22 protein-coding genes and 1 pseudogene are annotated in these 21,262 nt (G+C 62.4%); 7 read left to right on the top strand and 16 right to left on the bottom strand.

Annotated elements, in window-relative coordinates; genetic code table 11:
• Positions 1 to 59: 59 nt before the first annotated feature.
• Both AV059_RS10105 and AV059_RS10100 read left to right on the top strand, forming a co-directional pair.
• Positions 60 to 314, top strand: coding sequence for a glutaredoxin family protein (locus tag AV059_RS10105; protein ID WP_058994291.1), 255 nt, complete (start codon positions 60 to 62; stop codon positions 312 to 314).
• Positions 315 to 421: 107 nt separating this feature from the next.
• Positions 422 to 718: a hypothetical protein gene (locus AV059_RS10100; RefSeq protein ID WP_058994290.1), complete on the top strand. Its 297-nt coding sequence runs from the start codon at positions 422 to 424 to the stop codon at positions 716 to 718.
• Positions 719 to 803: 85 nt separating this feature from the next.
• On the opposite strand, the gene thiE is transcribed toward AV059_RS10100, so the two are convergent.
• Genes thiE through AV059_RS10065 form a run of 7 tightly spaced genes read right to left on the bottom strand, consistent with a single transcriptional unit; the run spans position 804 to position 9,144 of the window.
• Positions 804 to 1,439, bottom strand: a complete 636-nt coding sequence (gene thiE, locus AV059_RS10095) for a thiamine phosphate synthase (protein WP_058994289.1) — start codon at positions 1,437 to 1,439, stop codon at positions 804 to 806.
• 42 nt (positions 1,440 to 1,481) lie between these two features.
• Positions 1,482 to 2,543 (bottom strand): phosphate uptake regulator PhoU, encoded by a 1,062-nt coding sequence (locus AV059_RS10090; protein ID WP_058994288.1) that lies wholly within the window; start codon positions 2,541 to 2,543, stop codon positions 1,482 to 1,484.
• Positions 2,544 to 2,545: 2 nt separating this feature from the next.
• Complete coding sequence (gene phoU, locus AV059_RS10085) at positions 2,546 to 3,223, bottom strand: phosphate signaling complex protein PhoU (protein WP_058994287.1); 678 nt, start codon at positions 3,221 to 3,223, stop codon at positions 2,546 to 2,548.
• A gap of 3 nt (positions 3,224 to 3,226) precedes the next feature.
• On the bottom strand, positions 3,227 to 4,168 hold the full coding sequence (gene pstB / locus AV059_RS10080) for a phosphate ABC transporter ATP-binding protein PstB (protein ID WP_058994286.1): 942 nt from the start codon (positions 4,166 to 4,168) through the stop codon (positions 3,227 to 3,229).
• A complete protein-coding gene (gene pstA, locus AV059_RS10075) occupies positions 4,161 to 6,815 on the bottom strand; it encodes a phosphate ABC transporter permease PstA (protein WP_058994285.1) in 2,655 nt (884 codons plus the stop codon). The genes pstB and pstA overlap by 8 nt, the downstream gene beginning before the upstream one ends.
• Complete coding sequence (gene pstC / locus AV059_RS10070; RefSeq protein ID WP_058994284.1) at positions 6,812 to 7,933, bottom strand: phosphate ABC transporter permease subunit PstC; 1,122 nt, start codon at positions 7,931 to 7,933, stop codon at positions 6,812 to 6,814. The genes pstA and pstC overlap by 4 nt, the downstream gene beginning before the upstream one ends.
• A 59-nt stretch (positions 7,934 to 7,992) precedes the next feature.
• A complete protein-coding gene (locus AV059_RS10065; RefSeq protein ID WP_058994283.1) occupies positions 7,993 to 9,144 on the bottom strand; it encodes a substrate-binding domain-containing protein in 1,152 nt (383 codons plus the stop codon).
• 331 nt (positions 9,145 to 9,475) lie between these two features.
• Between AV059_RS10065 and AV059_RS10060 the strand changes: the two genes are divergently transcribed.
• Positions 9,476 to 10,480: a phosphate uptake regulator PhoU gene (locus AV059_RS10060; RefSeq protein WP_004958590.1), complete on the top strand. Its 1,005-nt coding sequence runs from the start codon at positions 9,476 to 9,478 to the stop codon at positions 10,478 to 10,480.
• A gap of 42 nt (positions 10,481 to 10,522) precedes the next feature.
• On the opposite strand, the gene AV059_RS10055 is transcribed toward AV059_RS10060, so the two are convergent.
• The 9 genes from AV059_RS10055 to AV059_RS10015 all read right to left on the bottom strand — a co-directional run bounded on the left by AV059_RS10055 (position 10,523) and on the right by AV059_RS10015 (position 18,821).
• Complete coding sequence (locus AV059_RS10055) at positions 10,523 to 11,308, bottom strand: hypothetical protein (protein ID WP_058997550.1); 786 nt, start codon at positions 11,306 to 11,308, stop codon at positions 10,523 to 10,525.
• Between the two features lie 347 nt (positions 11,309 to 11,655).
• Complete coding sequence (locus tag AV059_RS10050; RefSeq protein WP_058994282.1) at positions 11,656 to 12,921, bottom strand: Fic family protein; 1,266 nt, start codon at positions 12,919 to 12,921, stop codon at positions 11,656 to 11,658.
• A gap of 417 nt (positions 12,922 to 13,338) precedes the next feature.
• Positions 13,339 to 13,722, bottom strand: a complete 384-nt coding sequence (locus tag AV059_RS10045; RefSeq protein ID WP_058994281.1) for a rhodanese-like domain-containing protein — start codon at positions 13,720 to 13,722, stop codon at positions 13,339 to 13,341.
• 38 nt (positions 13,723 to 13,760) lie between these two features.
• Entirely contained in the window at positions 13,761 to 14,303 is a 543-nt protein-coding gene (locus tag AV059_RS10040) for an NUDIX hydrolase (RefSeq protein ID WP_058994280.1), read from the bottom strand.
• Positions 14,300 to 14,713 (bottom strand): hypothetical protein, encoded by a 414-nt coding sequence (locus AV059_RS10035; protein WP_058994279.1) that lies wholly within the window; start codon positions 14,711 to 14,713, stop codon positions 14,300 to 14,302. The genes AV059_RS10040 and AV059_RS10035 overlap by 4 nt, the downstream gene beginning before the upstream one ends.
• Positions 14,713 to 15,126, bottom strand: coding sequence for a DUF5809 family protein (locus tag AV059_RS10030; protein WP_058994278.1), 414 nt, complete (start codon positions 15,124 to 15,126; stop codon positions 14,713 to 14,715). Before AV059_RS10030 ends, AV059_RS10035 begins: the two co-directional genes overlap by 1 nt.
• Before the next feature lie 23 nt (positions 15,127 to 15,149).
• Positions 15,150 to 15,626: a DUF5810 domain-containing protein gene (locus AV059_RS10025; protein ID WP_058994277.1), complete on the bottom strand. Its 477-nt coding sequence runs from the start codon at positions 15,624 to 15,626 to the stop codon at positions 15,150 to 15,152.
• Positions 15,627 to 15,760: 134 nt separating this feature from the next.
• Positions 15,761 to 16,258, bottom strand: a complete 498-nt coding sequence (gene rimI / locus AV059_RS10020) for a ribosomal protein S18-alanine N-acetyltransferase (protein WP_058994276.1) — start codon at positions 16,256 to 16,258, stop codon at positions 15,761 to 15,763.
• 589 nt (positions 16,259 to 16,847) lie between these two features.
• Entirely contained in the window at positions 16,848 to 18,821 is a 1,974-nt protein-coding gene (locus AV059_RS10015) for an aconitate hydratase (RefSeq protein ID WP_058994275.1), read from the bottom strand.
• A 141-nt stretch (positions 18,822 to 18,962) separates the two neighbouring features.
• Between AV059_RS10015 and AV059_RS10010 the strand changes: the two are divergent.
• The 4 genes and pseudogenes from AV059_RS10010 to AV059_RS09995 form a co-directional block, all read left to right on the top strand.
• Positions 18,963 to 19,445: pseudogene (locus AV059_RS10010) on the top strand (deoxyuridine 5'-triphosphate nucleotidohydrolase); the annotation flags it as partial.
• Positions 19,446 to 19,667: 222 nt separating this feature from the next.
• Positions 19,668 to 20,327 carry a helix-turn-helix domain-containing protein gene (locus AV059_RS10005; protein ID WP_005537411.1) on the top strand — a complete coding sequence of 220 codons (660 nt, stop codon included), beginning with the start codon at positions 19,668 to 19,670 and terminating at the stop codon, positions 20,325 to 20,327.
• Positions 20,328 to 20,541: 214 nt separating this feature from the next.
• Positions 20,542 to 20,820, top strand: coding sequence for a HalOD1 output domain-containing protein (locus AV059_RS10000; RefSeq protein WP_058994273.1), 279 nt, complete (start codon positions 20,542 to 20,544; stop codon positions 20,818 to 20,820).
• Positions 20,821 to 20,878: 58 nt separating this feature from the next.
• On the top strand, positions 20,879 to 21,262 hold the full coding sequence (locus AV059_RS09995) for a methylglyoxal synthase (RefSeq protein ID WP_058994272.1): 384 nt from the start codon (positions 20,879 to 20,881) through the stop codon (positions 21,260 to 21,262).

Raw genomic sequence — 21,262 nt, 5'->3', positions numbered from 1 at the left:
TGAAACCCATCGCCGGCGAGAGAGTGAGAGTCTTATGCCGTCGCCCCCGTGTTCCAGTGATGAGCGACGTGTCGATCACCGTCTACACGCGCGAGGACTGCCATCTCTGTGAGGAGGCCATCGAGACAATCGAACGGGTCGCCGACGACGAGGGGGCCGCCATCGAACTGGACCTTGTCGACGTCGACGAAGACCCCGATCTCCGCGAGGAGTACGGCGAGCGCGTCCCGTATGTCCTCGTCAACGATTCGCCGGCGTTCAAATACCACGTCACCGAGCGACAGTTGCGCGAGAAGCTGCAGCAGTCGGCGTAGCCACAGGACATCGGACCCAGCCAGAACCGTTCGCTGTCGGGACCGGGTCGGCGCTATTGGGCAAGTACCAGTGCTGTTTATTATTTCTCGATGAGAATACGTCGGCGATGCCCTCCAGTATCAGCGAGACGCTGTTTAGTGAGCCGTCCGGACGCCCCATTTCACTCGTCCACGCCGCCGGCGCACTCATCTTCGCCGGCCTGTATCTCTACGGCTGGGTTGTGGACGGATCTCCAGTTACCTGGCTGCTCGTCATGGTAATCGGGACAGGAATGGCTGGCATTGCCGAAGCGCTGCCGGCAAGCCGGCGGCAAACGGCCGGTGTCCTCCGCTCCGTCGCGATTCTTGTGTTCCTCTGCCTCGTCGTTGCGTCCGTCGTTGCGCCCGAGTTCATCGTTGGCTGACCGCTGTGCTGTGTCGGGAGTGTCTCGTCCCCCTTTCGCTGGGCTAGTTCAGGAGTGTGCGCACAGTCGCCGACGGACTCCGGTGCTACCGACCGCGTTCGACTGCGCGTTGCAATGCCTCAGTCGCCGCCGTCGGGTCGCCGGCCTTCGTAATTTCGGTGATAACAGCCACGCCGTCGGCTCCGGCTTCGACGACTTCGGTAGCGTTCTCGGCCGTGACGCCGCCGATACCCACGAAGGGAATGTCCACTGCCTCGGCGATAGCGGCGACGCGGTCGGTGCCGACGGCGTACTCCTCGTCGTCGATGTCGTCTTTCGAGCCAGTGGCAAACACCGCGCCGACACCGAGATAGTCCGCGCCGGCGGCCGCGGCCGCTTCGGCGTCTTCGACGGTCGAGACCGAGCGCCCGATGACCGCGTCGTCACCGAGAAGATCTCGCGCGACAGAAACGGGAAGGTCGTCGTCTCCGAGGTGGACGCCGTCTGCGTCGATAGCCTGTGCGAGGTCGATACGGTCGTTAACGACGAACGTGACGCCGGCCTCGCGGGTCAGTTCTCGCAGTTCCCGACCAAGTTCGTAGCGTTCGCGCGCGGTTCGGTCCTTCTCGCGGAGCTGGACGACGCCGACGCCGCCGTCGATCGCGTCCGCGACGATTTCGTCGGTTGCCCGGCCCGCCGAGAGCGACGCCTGCGTGACGAGATACACGTCCCAGTCGACCATAGCAAGTGTCGGAACCGATGGCCCTTGTGTGCTGTGCGTTCGTCAGGACTCCGTTTCGGCTGTCGAACTCGGTGCGTTCGCCTCGTCAGTACCGGCTTTGTCAGCCGTGAGCGCGCCGTCGCGGACGGCCATTCGAAGCCCGAACTCGGCGATGTTGCCGCCGTGTTCCGCTGTTCTGGAGAGGCTATCGAGAGCACGCGTGAGCCGGTAGTCGGCGTCGCCGGCTTCGAACAGCTGTCGGTCGAGGTCGGTTATCCGCTGGCGGACGGCCCGGCGCGTGGCCAGCGTCTGTCGAGCAGTAGCGACGCAGGCGTCGCCAATGATCACACGGACAGCGTCCTCAACGACGGTGCGAACGTCCTGAGCAATATCTTCGAGGGCTGTGACGATGGTCCGCCCCGGCTGGCCGTCGAGCTGGTCGGCGATAGTGCCGATTCGCTCGGCATGGTCGGCCACGCGTTCGAGTTCGTTCGCGGTCCCCCAGAGGGTGAACAGTTCCGGACGCGTCAGCCCGAGCGCATCGATCTCGTCAAGTCGTGCCAGTCCCCGCTCGAAGTAGCGGTCGATCGTGGCGTACAGCCGGTCAGCCTGCTCGTCGCGGTCGGCCCACCGGTCGCTGGTCGTCCCGGTCGTCAGCGCGGCCATCGCGTCCCGGTGCATCGACAGGGCGACGAACTGGAGCTGGCGAACCGACTGCCTGACCGACACCTCGCCGGCGTCGAGCAACGTCTGGACCGTCACTTGCGTTTCGGTCTCCTCGGCGATGGTTACGCCGGTCAGGTTCCGGGTGACGCGTTCGATGGCCCGGAGTTGTTCGTCGGTGTAGCCATCGGGGACTTCAAGGACGACGGATTCGACACCAGCGGCGTAGGCTGCTCGAAGCAACTGTTCTATCTCGGCCGGGTCGTCGGTCCCGGCTTCGAGCGCGACGCGGTTCCGCGCTGACGTCCGGGACTCGGGGGTCTGAATCACCAGCAACCCGTCGATGTGCGTGTGGAGGTTCACCGTCGTCCCGGCCGTACAGTTCTCCGATTCGGCCCACTCTTTCGGCAGTGAAACGGTGTACGTGCCGCCGCCGACGGTCTGTATCTTTCGGGTGTCCATGCTTAGTAGATGAGTTCGGAGTCGGTTTCGACCATGTATAGCGTGCGTGCCGCGATGTTGACCGCGTGGTCGCCTACGCGTTCGAGGTCTCGAACCGTCAGCAGGAGTCGGGACACATCATCAAGCAACTGCTCGACCGCCCAGCCGTCATTCGTGTCGGCCTCTCGTTCGATGAGGTCCCGAGCGACGGTCTCACTGGCCCGCTGGCAGAGCGCGTCGAGCGCATCGTCGTCAGCCGCGATAGCGCGGCATTCCTCGACATCCTCACGCCGATAGGCGTCGATACTGCGCTCGACCATCTCGGTGGCTTCGCCGCCGATCGTATCGACGTCGACCTCGGGAGCGAGTCGACGGTCAGCCGACTGTGCGTACGCTGCGAGGTTCGTGGCGAGGTCCGCGATGCGTTCGAGGTCGGTGATAATCTTGAACGAGGCGGCGATAAAGCGGAGGTCGGTCGCGACCGGCTGTTGGAGGGCAAAGAGGTCGATACAGTCGGCTTCGAGGGCCAGATACAGCTCGTTTATCTCGTCGTCGCCGTCGATGACAGACTGCGCCATCTCCCGGTCGACAGTCCGGAGCGCAGTGAGCGCCGCTTCGAGCCGCTCGACGACGAGATAGCCCATCTCAACCACGTGCTCCCGGAGTTCGTCCAGTGCTTGCTGGTACGACTCTCGTGACATAGGTCACCCGAACTTGCCGGTGATGTAGTCCTCGACGCGCTGGCTCTCGGGGTTCTCGAAGATCTTGTCCGTGTCGTCGTACTCGACGAGTTCGCCACCGGTGAGGAACACGGCAGTCTGGTCTGAGATGCGGGCGGCCTGCTGCATATTGTGGGTGACGATGACGACGGTGTAGTCCTTCGACAGTTCCTCAACGAGGTCCTCGATTTTCGACGTGGCGATGGGGTCAAGCGCCGACGCCGGCTCGTCCATCAGGATGACTTCGGGATCGACCGCCAGACAGCGGGCGATACAGAGCCGCTGTTGCTGGCCGCCCGAGAGACCGAGTGCGTTGTCGTCGAGACGCTCGCTGACCTCGTCCCACAGGGCGGCCTGTTTCAGCGACCGCTCGACGAGTTCGCCCTCCTGTTCCGTGTCGTCGCGGCCGAACAGACGCGCGAGCAGGCCCTTGTTGATGTCGCCGTGCTTGCGGGGGCCATAGGAGATGTTTTCCCGGATGGATTTCGGGAACGGGTTCGGCGACTGGAACACCATCCCGATACGTTTGCGCAGTTCGACGAGGTTGGCGTTGGGGTCGTAAATCTCGGTGCCCTCTAGTTCGACCGAGCCGTCGATACGGGCAGCCTTGATGCGGTCGTTCATGCGGTTCAGGCACCGCAGATACGTCGACTTGCCACAGCCCGACGGGCCGATGAGTGCCGTGACGCTGTTTTCCGGGATCTCCATCGAGACGTCCTTGAGCGCGTGGTCGTCGCCGTACCACACGTCGAGGTTCTCGACCGAGAGCTTCGTGTCGCCGTCGAACTCGTAGTGCCGCCACTCCTCGCGGACCTGCTCTTCGCTCTCACCGGCCGTCGTCTCAGCGCTCGGCGATGCGGTTTCGACCGTCCGTTCGCCGTTCGTTTGCGTGTCCGTGCTCGTCTCCGTGTTGATGCTATCACTCATAGTTGAGTTTCCTCCGGAAGTACGTCCGCGCCGTGATACCGACCACGTAGAACGTCAGAACGACCATCAGCAGAATAAACGCCGTCGCCCACCCCATCTCTGGCGACCCCGACACCCCGGCTGCGATGACGGCCCACACCTGCGTCGGTAGTGACGCCGAGGCCGACAGCAGGGCGTCGTTGGCGATGAACGGTGGTCCCGAGACGAAACGGAAGCCGCCGATGACATCGACGGCAGCCGTCGCGTTCAGCGTCGACCCGAGGACGAGAATGAGCGGGGCGGTCTCGCCGGCGATGCGGCCGACGCCGAGGATAACGCCGGTGATGACGCCCGGCATCGCCGCCGGCAGGACGACGCTTTTAATCGTCTCCCACTGGGTCACACCCAGCGCCGCGCTGGCGTCACGGTACTCGTCGGGGACGGCCTTGATCGACTCCCGCGAGGTGATGAGCACCAGCGGCAGGAGCATGAACCCAAGGACCAGCATCCCGGCCAGAAGCGACTCGTCGCCGCCCAGCCGGGGAATCAGGAACGCCGCCCCGAACAGGCCGAAGACAATGCTCGGCGTGCTCCAGAGCGCGTTCGTTGCGATTTCGACGAGCGCGGTGAACCGGCCCTGCTCGGCGTACTCGGTGAGGAACACCGCGGCACCGACACCCAGCGGGACGGCAAACAGCGTCGCACCGACGACCAGCCACACCGTACCGATGATCGCGGGCATGATACCGCCGGGCTCGGCCCCCAGCGGGATGTAGGCCTGCATCACCATCGGCCACGAGAGGCTCCCCTCGTTGGCGATGGAGACGCCGAGAACGTTGAACGACGTACCGGTAACAGCCACGTGCAGGCCGACCAGCGCGGTGAAGCCGGCCGTGCCGACGAGGCCGAGTCGCGTCTCCTCGGTGAGGAGCCGGCGGGTGATCGTCTCTTCGCTGGAGCGCTTTGCGACGGTCGTGAGTGTCGCCAGTCCGAGCGAGGCCACCGCGGCCCCGAGCGCGATTGCCGGCACGAGGTTCACCGGGCCGACCAGTGGATTGATCCCGGCGACTGGCTGGAGCAACAGTGCGGCCAGCAGCAGCCCGAGCCCGCCGAACACACCCAGCGTGAACAGCGGGGCCTCGGACTGTGCGCTGTCCGCGAGTGTCGGTCCGTCGCTCGTGAGCACGCCGATAAGCGGGTAGACCGCGAGGCCGCCTGCGGCGACCGACCCGGAGACGGCGGCGGCGACTCCGAGCGTGCTGCCGAGGGGCAGGCCGAACGGAGCGGGGCCGAGAATGATAAAGAAGCCAGTGAGCACGACAAGCGCGAGAACCGCGGTCGGGACGGCCTGTCGAATCGAGCCGGCCCGCGCGGACTGTGTCCCGACCTTTCTGAGCGAACCGAACGAACGGAAGAAGGTAACTGCGAGCAGCGCCGCCGGCGCGATCAGCAGTAGTGTTCCGATTGTCGTGTCAGGCGTCACCGCGAATGCCGTATCGAGTGCCTGTCCCTGGCGGTTGACCTGAACAGTGTAGGCATAGGAGTAGCGTAGCGAGGACCCAGTGACGAGGACGCTCACAAACGTCGCGGCAAGCGCGCCGACTGCCGCCAGTGGGAGGACCCGGAATAGCTGTCGAGCGCCGCTGTTCCAATCATTCGTGCCCGCAGGTGTGCGAGCGAACTGGACCGCGGCGAGCAGGGCTGGCGTCAGGAGGACCAGTGCGGTGAGCGCGCCGACCGAGAGCCCGTGGAAGGCGTAGCCGACGCCTTTGACGGTCACGAACACGACGATGGTCGCCATCACGGCCACCATCAGGAAGGCGTTGAGGTTGATGACGAGGAAGGCCCCGTACTCGCGACCCCGAGCACCGAACCCGGCCCGGCACTTGGCGGCCGACCAGGCCGACAGGAGCGTCCCGACCAGAAGGAACACGGGGATGACCGCGCCGCCGGTGAAGCCACCGGAGAGGGTCTGCGGGCTCCACTGCCAGCCGACGCCGATGGTGCCGGTTACGATTGTCAGTCCGAGCGCGCCGACCACGATGGCTGTCGGAAGCGTCGAACCGAGGTCTTCACGGGGGAGAATCGCCAGCAAGAACAACCCGACGCCGGCGACGACAGCCCCGACGAGCCACAGCAGTGAGCCGGCACTGGTGAGCGCACCGCCGATGGCAGCCCCCATAGCAAGGCCGACCGCGCCGAGCGCGCTGCCGGAGAGCAGCCCGGCGCTCATGTTCGGTTCCGTGTCCACGAGTTCGAGCCGGGAGGAGACACCGGCAGCAGTGATCGCCAGCGCTTCGGCCAGCAACACGATTCCAAGCAGCGTCGCCATCGTCACGGGAAGGACCGCGGCAAGCGCGGTCAGCGCAAGCGTCGAAACGACGAGGCCCAGCCCGATGCCCCGCACTCGCTGTGAGGTGACCGGGACGACGTTGGTGTAGGAGGCGAGGCCGGTGACCCCGACCGCGCCGACGACGACAGCAAGTAGCGTCCCGAGCGCCGTGGTGAGGGCACTGCCGCTGGCACCAGGCGGGACCAGATTCACCAGCGTGATGAGTCCGAGCGTGAAGCCGACGACGCTCAGCGCAATCGCCGTATCGAGTCCCCGGTCGTAGCTGTTCGAATCCGCACTGACGAGTCGGTCTGTCGTCGCGTAGGCGTCACTCATTGTTGCCCCTTCAGTTTCCGCTGCATACGTCGCTCAATGTACTGCGAGACGATGCTCATCCCGGCGACAATGACGAACAGCATGACCCCGGCGACGAACAGCACGTCGACGGTGCTCTCGGAGGCGCTCCCGTACTGGGTCGCAATCAGGCTGGTCAGCGTCGCGTTCGCGTCGAAGATATCGAACAGTGGGTCGGCGAACTGCGTCCCGGAGGCCATGATTGCGGCGACGGCCATCGTCTCGCCGATGGCCCGGCCCAGACCGAGGATGACGGCCGCGGAGATACCCGAGAACGCCGCCGGGATGGAGATGCTTTTCATCGTCTGCCACTCGGTCGCGCCCATGGCGACGGAGCCGTCACCCATCGACTGGGGAACACTGGAGAGAGCGTCCTCGCCGACGGAGACGACTGTCGGGAGCGCCATCACGCCCACGACGATCCCCGCGATGAGGAAGCTCGCCCCGTCATCGAGGAAGTTCGTCTGAATGAAGCCGTTCAGCACCTGAAAGCCAATGAACCCGTAGACGATAGAGGGAATTCCGGCCAGGATTTCGACGCCGGGCTTGATTATCTCCCGCAGCCGGTCACTGGCGACCTCGGCGATGAACAGCGCGCCAAACAGGCCGAGCGGCCCCGCCACCGCGCCCGCGATGACGGTGACGACCACCGTCGCCCAAATCATCGGGATCAGCGAATACGCCCCGCTGAGCGGGTTCCAGAACGTCGAAGCCGACGGCAGGACGGTTTCGAGCCAGAAGAACCACCGAGCCTCCCCGCCCTGTTCCGGAATCAGTAGCAGTCCGGTCCCGTGTTCGAGAAACGCCGGCAGCGCGCTCGCGAACAGGAAGAACGTGATGAACGCGACGGTCAGCACCGTGAGGACCGTCGCGACCAGCGTGAGCAGTCGTGCAATCTCGGCCTGATAGGTGACCCAGCCGACCGCCGTGACAAACACGAACGCCAGCAGCATGGGCAACGCAAGAGCGGGGCGAAACAGGAAGACGAGAATCGTCGCCACCAGCGTCGTCGCGACCGCGCCGACAGCAAGCGTCGACCCGTCGGCTCTGTCCCCGCTCGACACCGTCTCGCCCTCCGTCGTAGGTATGTCCTCTGTCATAGTATGGAAAATCGACCGGCACGGTCGATAGTCATCCGACGACTCACAGTCGCGGCCGATTACACCTGGTCGGGGAGCTTGGCGCGCTCTTCCTCGCGGCGGCGCGAGCCGAGCTTGAAGTAGTTGTTCGGCGCGACGAAGGTGTCCTGGCCGAAGTCGGACAGGATCATGTTGATGACCGCGGCCTCTTTCTCCGAGGTGCCTTCCCACGTGTACATATGGAGGTCGCGCGACAGCGGGTACGCCTTCGAGTCGAGACCGTTCTGGTCGTCCTGATAGCTGTAGGTTGTCCCCTCCCATTTCAGCGAGATGGGGGCCAGCCCGTCGGTGTCGATGAACGCCAGCGCGAGGTAGCTGATAGCGTTGTCGGCCTGTGCGATGGCCTGTGCGAGGCGCTGGTTCTGGCCGTAGCGGTTGGCAACGGAGGTGTCTTCTTCGGGGTTGCCGAAGACGTTGGAAACGAACGATGTTCGGGTTCCGGAGCCCTTGACGCGGCCCAGCACCTGAATCTCGCGGTCCGGACCGCCGAGTTCGCTCCAGTTGGTGAGTTCACCTTTGTAGAGGCTTTTGAGCTGGTCGCCGGTGATCTGCTCGACGCCGGCGTCGGCAATCTCCTGGGAGACGACCAGCGGCTGGCCGTCCACGCCGACGACGTGGTCGATGAACTGGTCGTAGGAGTCCCGGTCTGGGAGTTCGTCCTCGACGTTCCCGGAGGAATTGCCGACGTCGTTCTGGCCGTTCATGACCTTCTCGACGCCGGTCCCGGAGTGGGAAAGGCCGACCGTGAACTGGAACGGCGGGCCGTCCTCGCCGCCGGCTTCGAACCCATAGAGCCCTGCCCAGTAGTCGGCAAGATTCTGGTCCGTGTCGATGTCGTACTCGCCGTGGGGCCAGTACTCGGTGTCGCTGGCCGGCCGGTTGGCGTTCCAGTAGGAGGCCGCCGTGTTCGCGATGGGGTACACCGTCGAGGAGCCGCCGGATTCGAGCGCGCTGGTCCCGCCGGAGCTACCCCCCTCGTCGGTGCTTTCAGTCGCTTCCATCTCCGTCGACACCGCTTCGGTGTCCGCACTCTCGCCGGCGCTCCCGTCCGACTCGGAGTCGCCGCTGCCGCTGGAACAGCCAGCGATTGCAGCGATGCTGGTCGCACCCGTCGTTGCGATGAATTTCCGCCGCGATACGAACTCTGACAGCCCGTCTGGATCGTGCGCCATCACCAGAGTCCAGCAAGACAGGTAATAAGTAACCTGCTAAGATAGCTATATCTATTGGGTTATTACTATATAGATATAGTATGCTAAACACCCACAAATAGGCAGACATATATCGGCGAACACGTCGCCATTGTGCCTTCAAAGCCCTGAATACGCCGCATATGGGCGAGTAGCCGAATATAGCTTTTTCAGCCGTTTGAATCACCTATACCGGCGAATATCGTCGCCGAAGCGACGGTTATCCGGATAATATATCCTCAAATATTAGAGCTTGGATATAGTATATAGATATGAGTGGATTTATATCATCCCGTGAACGAGTGCCAGCCACATGGAGACACGCAAGGTCCAGGTGACAGGCGGGTCGACATACACCGTCTCCCTCCCCAAAGAGTGGGCGACAGAAAACGACGTGAGCGCGGGCAGCGTCGTCGAATTCCACGCCGAACGGGACCTGCTGTTGCTCGCTCCACAGCGGGACAACGGCCGCGTTGAGGGGAGTCTCGACGTGGAAGGACTCGAAAACAGGCACGAACTCACACGGGCGGTGATGACGATGTACGTCAGCGGCTTCGACATCATCCAGCTCGAAGCGACTCGGATAACGGCCGAACAGCGACGCATCATCCGTGATGCGACACAGGGACTGGTCGGTCTGGAGATGATTGAGGAAACGACCGACCGGGTCGTCCTGCAGGACCTGCTGGATTCCTCGGAGCTGTCGGTCCACAACGCGATCACACGCATGCGGCTGGTCTCGTTGACGATGCTCTCCGATGCCGTCGAGGCGCTCATCGAGGATGACGACGACCTCGCGGCGGACGTGATGCAACGCGACGACGACGTGGACCGCCTCTGGTACATGGTTTCACGCGTGTTCCGAACCGTCCTCCGAAATCCAACGGCAGCGAACGAGATCGGGTTCCCGCGTGAGACTGTGTTCGATTTCCAGTCCAGTGCCCGCCAGCTTGAGCGTATTGCCGACCACGCGACCAAGATCGCCAGCCTCTCCCAGGAAATCGGGGAGATCACCGGCGAAACGGCCGAGCTTCTCGATCAGCTGGAAGCCGAGGCCATTGCAGTCCCCGAGACTGCGATGGACGCCCTGTTGACCGAAGACTCCGACGAGGCCGTCGAGCTGGCAAACGGGGCCCGGAGTCAGATCCCCGACGTCGACGAGACTGCCCGCGAGGTCGATGGCCAGATCCGCGAGTTCGACCCACAGAGCGCCCAAGTTCTGGGCCTAATCGTCGACTCCCTGTCCCGGACCGCCGACTACGGCGGCAACATCGCCGAGAGCGCCCTCCAGAAGGCTGCGCCCCGTCCGCAGTCCTGACCACTCGGCACAACAAAAGCTAGAGACAGCCGTTCTGTGGCCTTAGCTTGTCGAAACGATGCAGTGACGACGATGCCGCCTGATCGTGTCGAGACAGTCGACAGTGTCAGCGAGCGCCGGACACGTCACCGGACAGTCGCCGTAGAGATACCGGACGAGGCTGGTCCCGTCAATACCAGAGAGGGCAGCAGCCGACCGGCTGTGAAGCTGTTGCTGGCGGGTCGCTGCCGCCGTCTCGCAGTCAGATTCGATTTCGGCGAGCTGGTCGTCGATAGTGTCGAGTCGGGCTGGGTCGGTCGTTCGCCGTGCGTTCGCACCCAGTGCGGCCCCGCGGCGTTCACAGTCGTCGAGCGTCGCTCGCACCGACTGTAACGACTCCCGTTCGCGTTCGAGCGCCGGGAGCAGCGTCTCGCGTTCGTCGCGTGCCCCCTCGCTCGCGGTCAGCAGTGCCTCGTACAACTGCGACGTCAAGCGCGTTCCCGTGGCGATCTGCGTGCCGAGCTCCGGCCCGAACTCCATCGACAGATTCGCTTCCAGCGAGTCGTCGTACTCGGCCTCGAAGTGTGGCACAGCCATGACCGTCTCGCGGTAGGCTTCCCGGACGGCACGCAGACTCGTCTCTGGTTTCGGCTGTCGGGCGCTGAGCGTCGACATCCCACCCGCAGACGTATCGACAGAGCCCGCGGATTGGGCCGTCGGCTCAATAGATACCAGCTGGGTCCGAAAACGCCTGAACGCCGTCAGTTCAGCCTCGATACAGTCGATCTCTCGCTGAACGACAGCGAGCGCCTGCTCGATCCGCGGCTGGCTTGTCTCGGTGATAGACACGGACACTCAGCCGGAGTGTTTGCTGTCGTCGTATAGGTATTTTATATGTTCGCTATATAGACGACCGTATCGCTACCGTCGGAATCCACAGTGGTGCGATTCGCTCCGAGCAGCAACGTCCCTGCCAGCGACAGGTACTGTCAGCCCGGTCCGTCCATGTCGTCCGCAACGGATGCACTTTTCCCGAGTGGGGAACTCCGACCTGCTGGTGGCGATGACGAGATGTTCCCCCGCTGGGGCCCAGTTTCTATTAATAGATGCTGTGATCCACGGTGAAATCGTTGTGCGTCACGTACGATGTCGCTCCGCTGCGAACAAGCGAACGACTGCAGCAACAAGAGGGTAACTTATCGCTCGGGTAGCCTCCACGCCTGCTCGACATCAACAAGTTCACCGGACTCAGGAAGTTGGCTCGCGGGCCGTTCGACGATATCCATGATTTCGGCAGCTCTGAAGACGCGGTTCTGGTCGTTTCCGGTTATTTCATCCACAACACCATCTGTTACGAGCGTTTCGATAGCGTTGTTTGCCGTCTGGTACACAACGTCGATTCGTTCGCTGGCTTCCCGGACGGTAAAATACGGATCTTCGAACAGCGCGAGGGAGAGGCGACGGACCGATGTCGCTGCGTCCGAATATCGAAATTCGTACTCTTTCCGCTTGTCGACGAGCAGTTTTGCTCGGACAAACGCCTCTTGTGCTTGCTCGCGGATACCCCGGAGGAAGAACTGAAGCCAACCGTCCCAGTCACCGTCCTCGCTCACGGCAAGCAATCTGTCGGCATATTCAGTTCGGTGTCGTTCGATGTGCGAACTGAGATAGAGCATCGGGTAATGGAGGACCCCACTTGAGACGAGCATGAGGACGACGAGCAGTCGTCCCACCCGTCCGTTACCGTCTTTGAACGGGTGAATCGTTTCGAACTGATAGTGAGCTATTGCGATATCGACCAAAACGGGCCAATCAGAGCCTTGCTGGACAAATCGTGTTAAATCGTCCATCAGCCCCGGAACCGTATCTGGCTTCGGCGGAATGAACCGAATCTGTGTCCCGACACCGTGTGGCCCTTGCTCTTCGATTGCAGTGAATCCCGGTCGAAATTCGCCCGGTAGTGGATCCTCCCCGTCCGACCGTCCCGTGATTAGTAACCGCTCATGAAGCGACTTGATGAGTTCCGTCGTGATGCTTTGCCGTTCGATACCGGCTGTCTGGAGAAACGAGATCGCATCATCGAGAGCACTAATATAGTTTCGAGCTTCCCTGACATCGGCTTCGTGGTCACTCTCGACTGTCTCTTGAATCTGGAGCTCGTCGACATCGTATCGATAGAGGTCAGACACAGTCACGGCTGTTCCTTCGACCTGCGACGACTGTTCCGCTTCTTTGTAGACAAACGAGCTGAACACAGCACCAGGATTGTCGATCTCACTGCCAAGCCCTTCTAATCGACCGAGGGACCACATCGCCTGCGACACTTCGTCAATAACGTCAGCAGACAGGTCGAAAGTAGGTGGAAGTTTGTTTGGAAAGTACGCTTTCGGGAGACTTTGGTCGGTCCGAAGCGGCATATATTGTCCTGGTGCATCTGGCGGAAGATCGTACCCATCTCTCATTGAATGTGCTTGAACCCCATCTAGTTAAAATATTCTGCTTATTATTAGAATTGCAATCCTGTCTGGGGGATAGAATATCAATATTCTACTGAATATTAGAATTGGTACAGTGTTAGATCGTGGCTATTGTAGGTTAAACCGAAATGGATAGTGTCCGTTCGACTGCGTAAGATCAAACACGTTGGTTCTTGGGCCGACGCTGGTAGAAGCGGCCAGGGTATTGGGCGAATTCAGACGCTGTCTGATTCCATGCAACGACAACTGAATCACGTAGTCGAAAGGTCCCGCTCCTAGAACGGATTCCTTTTTAGCCCCGACTTGCTACAGCGTAACGGTGGCGATGACGAGATGTTACCCCCGCTGAGCCCCTTGTGACGATGGACTTTTCCTGAGCCACCATTTCACTCCGAACAGCAGCTAAAACGGTGCAGCAGGGCCTTCGTCGGTGTCCCCATCAGCAGCCGCAGTGTCTGCCGGCGTCTCCTCATCTTCGGCACGCTCCAGCGGGCCGTCCCAGCCGTTCAGACCGGGTTCAAAGCTTACTACGTCGCCATCAAACCCTTCGTACGACGCGATGAGCCGGGCGGCCTGCACGCTAGATTTGCCTTTCGGACACACTGTCACGACCTCGTCGTCGCCTTCGAACCGTTCGACTTCGTCGACGAGCGACGGGAACGGGACGTTCTCGCTCTCGGGGATGTGGCCTCGCTCGAACGCGCCGGGTGAGCGGATATCGACTACCCGGACCGTCTCCTCGTCGAGTTTCGACCGCAGCTCGTCGGCGTCGATTTCGCCGTCCATATCCAGCCGCTAGCGGGCGATACCTAAACCTTCACCGGCTACAGCAAGCCGTCAGCCTGTGCCAGCAGGATGCCTTCGATGGTCGCGTCGTTGGCCGGTTCGCGCCGGGCGACCTGCAGCGCTTCGTCGATGGGCACAGTCGTCACCGAGAGGAACTCGTTATCGTCCAGTTCTCGGTCGACCGGTTCGAGTCCCTCAGCGAAGACGATGCCACGGCGGTGCCGGAGCACGCCGGTCGAACACGAGAACTCCTCGATAAGTGAGACGCCGGCAGCCTCGAAGCCGGTCTCCTCGCGGAGTTCGCGTGCACCGGCGGTCGTGTAGGATTCGTCGTCCTCGACGATGCCGGCCGGGAGTTCGAGGCACTGCTCACGAATGGTCGGGCGATACTGGTCGACCATGACGAGTTCGTCGCCGGTCGTGGCGACCACGACGGCCGCATCGGGCAGTTCAGCCCAGTAGTAGTCCTTTTCGGAGCCGTCGGGCTGGCGAACCCGGTCGTAGCCGCCGGTGTACCAGCCGGTCTCGTACTCGCGTTCGCTCTCAACGATAGGCCACTCGTGGGCCGGTTCGCGGGTCATACGTCTTGTCGGACCGCGACGTGGTAAAACGTGCCGTTGTGCCGGACGACGACACCGTCGTCGGTCACAGCCCCGTCGTATTGCTGGCTGAGCGCGTCGCGTTCATCGAAGGGGGAGTGGGTGAACGCACCCTTGAATCCGACCGGCCCTCGCCAGTATGGCTCTGACTGCCCGGCCGTCGACGGGGATGCGTCGGAAAGCGCCGCGCTCGTGTACGGGAAGCGCCGCTCAGACTGGCTGCTCCAGTTGACCGCCGTGCCGTTGTCGACGCTGTACTCGCCGTCGGTCGGCGTGGCGACAGTGTAGTAGGGGTCCCCGCTCTTGAGGAGGCCCGGCAGCGCACCCAGCGCCAGCAACAGCACGACGACGGCGATGATGCCCAGCAGGGTGTTCCGTGTGACCGGGCGCATCAGACGACCTCGCGGTAGATGCGGCCGAAGGCCTGACGACGGAGCGTCCCAACAGCAGCACGGCGTTCGTCCTGAAACGTCGCCGCGACGGCCTGCTCCGCGAAGGGCGCGGCGTGCCAGACGACGTTGTCGACGTTCTCCGCGCCGACCAGCGACACCACACAGTCCGTGTCTTCGCGCCATTCCTCGAACTCCGCCATCGAACCGACCTGAACTGCCAGCGATTCCGCGAACAGCACGTCGCGGGCAGTTTCGACCACCTCGCTGGTGACCCGTTCCTCGTAGGCCTCCGCGTCGAGACCCATCGCCTTCGCGACTTCCTTGACGACGACCTGCGCTGTCGGCCCGAACGCTTCATAGCGCTCGCGGGCCTTGGCTGCCGATGCCGGCGCAAACTGCCCCTCAGTGTCCATACCTCTCCTTGCTGCCGGCGGGACTATTCGGTTTCGTCTCCGTTCGCGCCGGTGTCGTCGCCAGCGTCTGACTCCGACGTGTCACTGTCACCGGCGTCCGAATCGGTTTCGTCGTCGCTGTCGCGCAACATCTCACGCGTCAGATCCCGAGCCTCGGCCAGCACCTCGCTGTCGTGGTCGCTGAGCGCGTTCGATCCCCGGTGACGGTCCGCGCCCTGCGGGAGGTCGCCGTGGCCATGTTCGTGCGCGTGGTCGTGGCTATGCCCACCATCGCTGCGGTCGACGGTGTCCTCGAACACCTGTGGGAACTCCGTCTCCTCGGCGTATTCGACGACTTCGGTGGACAGTTCGTCCTCGCCGAGTTGGCCCCACTCGGGGACGCGCTCGTCAAGCCACGCTTCGTGGTCGTCGCCGCCGGTCATCGCGGTAAACGCGAGGTGGTTCGCCAGATGCACGTCATCGGCTTGCGGGTCGTCACACACTGGACAGGCGTATCCCATCGGTGTGCAAAGCGTGGATGCGGAGCCGTATATGCAGTCGGGGTCTCGGAGCGGGGGTCGTTTCAGACCTGTGTTCCCGCTCTTCGCCGAGGCTGGAAGGGGGGAACATAAAACAGCGGAGTGAGGCAGAACGCCTACAGCAGACGGACCATCACCAAGGCGTCCTCGCCGTTGCTGTAGTAGTTCGGAATCGTCTTGCGGTGCTCGAACCCGAAGCGCCGGTAGAGCCTTCGTGCGCCGTCGTTGTCGGCCCGGACCTCCAGCTTGACCGAGCCAGCACCCGTCTCGTCGATAACCTCCATCGCATGGGTCAACAGCGCGCTCGCAACCCCCTGCCGTCGGTACGCCGGCCGGACCGCGATATCCTTAATGTGGCCGAGCGGGGTACCGTGGTTCGGCACCGTATCCGCGACGACGTAGCCTGCGACAGCGGGCGGGTCATCATCGTCATTGCCGGTTTCGGCGACGAGAAACCCCGTTTCGCCGAGATAGCTCTCCAGTGCAGAAAACGGCCACGGCTGTGGAAACGACGCCTGCTCGATGCGGTGGATCTCGATGAGGTCCGCGCGGACGGCGCGCCGAACCACTGGCGTATCCGGCGTCTCCGGTCCGTCAGGAGCAACCGTTGTCACGTATGTACTTCGGTATGGACATACATATGTGTTACCGCCGACCGAAGATACCGCGCTTTCTGACTGTTTGTCGATAGGTGCTGATAATTCATGCATCAATCAGGCCGGGCCAGAGTTAGAACTCCGGAAGGTTCTTTAGTCTGACGAGTCTATATGTAAGTGCACCCGTTTTGGGTGCCACCACCCCCACCCCCACCCCTCTTTCCAAACTTTTCTATCGCTGCCGAGTTGTACTAGACGTAGGTTCTGTTAGAGATGACTGCATACGCCAGAGTGAAGCAGTACTGGCTACGGAGTGGGCCTGATCTGTATGGCGCTGTTGCGGTTCCGGTGTCCCGCTATCTGAAGGAAACGTGGTACTAGGGTTCGTTTCTCGATAAAAAAAACCGCGGTCAGAAGGCGACCGCGCTGTCTCACGGCGCAAAGCGCCGTTCGACCTGAAATCGATTCCTCGCTACGCTCGGAATCGCTCCGTCGCGGGACCTACGGTCCCGCTCCGGGATTTGAGGTCGCTTCGCGACCTCGCTTGCTCACGGCGCGAAGCGCCGTTCGCAATACCGAGAGTCTTCGCTCCGCTTAGACTCTCGCGTTAGTCGTCTGCAGGTGCAGCGCCGCCTTCGTCGTGCTGCTGCTTCGTGTGTGAGAGCTTGCCACCGGCAGCGAGGATCTCGCGCTCGCGCTCGGAGGCGTCGAGCTGGCCGGTCGCTTCCCAGTCGTCGTTCACACGGATGGTGAACTCTTCCTGGCCGGATTTGACGGCCTCGGCCGCGTCGTCGACGATCTCGATGTCGTCGCCCTGCTCGATCTTCTCGTAGGTCTCCTCGTCGATGGTGAGCGGGACGATACCGAAGTTGAACAGGTTCGCCTTGTGGATGCGGGCGAAGCTCTGTGCGAGGACGGTCTCGATGCCCAGGTACATCGGGCACAGGGCCGCGTGTTCGCGCGAGGAGCCCTGACCGTAGTTCTCGCCAGCGACGAGCACGCCGCCGTCAGCGTCGAGTGCGCGCTCCGCGAACGTGTCGTCGACACGCGAGAGCGTGAACTCGGAGAGTTTCGGGACGTTCGACCGGTACATCAGGATGTCCTGTGTGGCCGGGATGATGTGGTCCGTCGTGATGTTGTCCTCCATCTTCAGGAGAGCTTCACCACCGACTTCGGTCTCAAGCGGATCCTTCAGCGGCACATCGCCGATGTTCGGGCCCTTGATGAGTTCGTCGTCGACGGCGTTCTCCGGCGCGATGAGGTCCGACTCGGAGTTGCCGATGTACTGGTCGGGCATCTCCAGACCGGGGGCATCGAGGTCGCCGAGTTCGTCGGCGAGGTTGCGCGGATCGACAATTTCGCCTTTGATGGCCGCCGCAGTGGCGACTTCCGGCGAGCAGAGGTAGACGTTGTCGTCCTCGATACCGGAGCGGCCCTCGAAGTTGCGGTTGAAGGTCCGCAGGGAGACGGAGTCGGAGGCCGGGACGTGACCGATGCCGATACAGGCACCACACGTCGCCTCGGAGAAGTTGACGCCAGCGGCCATCATCTCCGCGGTCCAGCCCTCGCGGGCCAGCATCTCGGAGGCCTGCTTGGAACCGGGAGCGACAATCATCTCGGTCTTCTTGTCGATGTTGCGCCCTTCCAGCATCTTCGCGGCCGGGAGGATGTCCTCGTATGCGCCGTTCGTACAGGAACCGATCATGACCTGCTCGACGTCAACGCCCTCGACTTCGCTGACGGGGACGACGTTGTCAGGCATGGACGGTTCGGCGATGAGCGGTTCGAGGTCCGAGAGGTCGACGACGATCTCGTCGGCGTACTCGGCGTCCTCGTCGGGGCCGATGTCCTCGAAGACGTCCTCGCGGCCGAGGCGTTCGAGGTAGTCCTTGGTCTGGTCGTCCGTCGGGAAGATCGAGGACGTGGCACCGAGTTCGGTCCCCATGTTGGTGATGGTGGTCCGCTCGGGGACGGTCAGCGTCTCGACGCCGGGACCGGTGTATTCAAGCACCTTGCCGACGCCGCCCTTGACCGACAGCCGGCGGAGCAGCTCCAAGATGACGTCCTTGGCGGTGGCCCATTCTGGCAGTTCGCCTTCGAGGCGGACATTGACGACTTCCGGCATCTCGATGTAGTAGGCGCCGCCACCCATCGCGACGGCGACGTCGAGGCCACCGGACCCGATGGCGAGTTCGCCGAGGCCGCCGGGGGTCGGTGTGTGGGAGTCGGACCCGAGCATCGTCTTGCCGGGTTCGGCGAAGTTCTCTTTGTGGACATTGTGACAGATACCGTTGCCGGGGCGCGAGAAGTGGGCCCCGAACGTGCCTGCCGCAGAGCGGAGGAAGCGGTGGTCGTCGGTGTTCTTGAAGTCGAACTGATAGGTCTGGTGGTCACAGTACTGGGCGGCCAGTTCCGTCTGCACTTCTTCGAGGCCCAGCGCTTCGAACTGCAGCCAGACGAGCGTCCCGGTCGTGTCCTGTGTCAGCACCTGATCGATCTCGATTCCGATCTCTTCTCCGGGTGTAAGTTCCCCTTCGACGAGATGGTCGTCGAGAATTTTTTCCGTAAGCGTCTGTCCCATAACGTGCGTCAATGGATGGCGCGGCGGTATAAATCCCGCGTATTCCGTCGTATTTTTCATATAAAAACCCGTTCCGTCCGTCACTCAGAAGCGAGTCAACAGGTCGGGACAGCGGTCGGCCAGACCGGCAGTTCTTTCCACGACACTCGCACAGAACCGCGTATGTTCAAAAGTGGGCGGTTCGTCGCCGATGCTCTCGGCGACCTGAGAGAATCGCAGGTACAACCGAACGGCGTCGACCTCACGCTCGGTTCGATCTACGAGCAGAGCGAGCCGGGGCGCATCGAACGCGGCGGCAAGACCGTCGGCGACCGGCACGAAATCGAGTCTGACGACGGTATCTATCACCTCGACCGCGGCGGCTACATCGTCGAGTACGCCGACCGGGTTGTCATTCCGGATGGACACATCGGCTTTCTCCTTCCCCGGTCGTCGTTGCTCCGCAACTCCTGTATGCTCGATACGGCTGTCTGGGACGCCGGTTACGAGGGGCGAGGCGAGGGGCTACTGGAGGTCCACCACCCGATCGAACTCGAGCAGGGCGCGCGGATCGCACAACTCGTGCTCGCTGACGCCGCTCACGAGGGGACGTACGAAGGGTCGTATCAGGGTGAGAATCTCTGAGATGTAATCGCAGTCCCAGACGTGTCTCATCGTCCGAGACATGGTAGGCCATGCTGTGAATTTAAGTGGATTTCCTGAGTGCTGTCAATTGGTGCTTGAAGCAACTATACCCCGGTCCACACTGCCGTTAGCCTTCAGTACCCGGAAATTACACAAGCACCGTTTTCAGGTACGACAACTGTCTGACCGGGGTTTATCATCGTTGCTGCGTGACAGTGAGACATGATAGTAGAATTTCACATCGATGCCCCCCTCTTGCAGCGAACAGCTGAAACGCTGAGTAAAGCGGCGATACGGATACAGCGACTTCACTGCGAGAGCGGCGACTGCCGTGCCGTCGCCTGGATTGGCCCCGTCGAACGGCCCGCCATCGAAGCGAATCTGGCCCAGGACGAGAGTATCACCGACTATGCCCATGTAGCGGCAGAAGGAGATGGTCACTGGTATACCCTGCATACAACTGACACGATAATCGATACGATCGGAGAAGCGTTGTTGAACGCGGACGGATTCCTCCTCGGTGCCGCACAGACCGGCGACGACTGGGTGTTTCGAGCCCGGTTCCCCGAGAAGAGTTCGGTGCTGTCGTTCCGTGACGTGCTCGTGTCCAGTGATATCAACATCGACATTCAGACAATCACCGACGACACGGAAGCCTCTCCCCAGTTCGGCGTGACGGATCCACAGCAAGAAGTGCTGTTGCTCGCGCTCAATCGTGGGTACTTCACCGTCCCGCGGGAGTCCTCCCTCTCGGACCTCGCCGCGGAGCTCGGGATCTCCAGTCAGGCCGCCTCGGAGCGGCTCCGTCGTGGGACGCGAACGCTGGTACAGAACACGCTGGCGGCCCCTGAGCGGCCGCTTGTCGGCTCACCGCCGGAGTAATCGGAACAAGAACGGGTTCCGGTTGGTAGAAAGCGAGGGTGGTGGGACCCGCTGTAGTGGGTCTGAGGGCGACAGTTTGCCGAATAGCTGTGTTTTGCGTCATTTGAGCCAGCAGTGTGTGACGTAGCGTCTGGTCTGTCATCGACACACCGGTTACTTCAGACAGTGAAACCGCTCATCCGCTGTTATAAGAGAAGGGAGCGTATGCTGGAATATGAGCTCGAACGAGGGGACTGTGTATATGCTGCGGAACCGGGCCACGGAGGGGTCCGACGACTGGGTGAGCCCCGAACCCGCAGAAGATGTTATTGCCGATGCGGTGCTCGAAGCGACAGATCTGGATGCAGATGATATTGACGGGCTGGATACATACGTCGACACCGAGTCACTCCGTGCAGTCGTCGGGGAGAGGACGACGGAGTCGCTGACGTTCGCTGTCGAAGGCCACGACGTGACGATAACGGCTGACGGTGAGGTTTCTGTCGACGGGTAACCGGCGCTGACACGTCCCCGTCCAAATGACATAAGACGGTGGCCCGAGAGCCACAGATATGACCCGCATCGCACTCATCGCACACGACGACGAGAAGCCCGAGATGATCGACCTGGCACAGAGTTACGAAGCAACGCTTTCGGAGTTTGACCTCGTCGGGACCGGCACGACGAGCAAGCGCATCATGGCAGAGACCGATCTCACCATCGAGCGAAAGGAGAGCGGGCCGATGGGGGGCGACACGCAGATCGGCGCGGAAGTCGCCGAGGGCCGGATGGACGGCATCGTCTTCCTCCGGGACCCGCTGACGGCACAGCCCCACGAGCCGGACATCTCGGCGCTCCTGCGCATCTGTGACGTTCACGACGTGCCGCTGGCGACGACCCGGACTGCGGCGGAGTACGTCCTCGAAGGGCTGGCCCGGGACGAATCCGACGACTAA

Origin of the sequence: Haloarcula sp. CBA1127 (assembly GCF_001485575.1) — an archaeon.
Taxonomy (GTDB): domain Archaea; phylum Halobacteriota; class Halobacteria; order Halobacteriales; family Haloarculaceae; genus Haloarcula.
The sequence above is the reverse complement of the archived record's forward strand: the minus strand, read 5'-3'. Positions and strand labels throughout refer to the sequence as shown.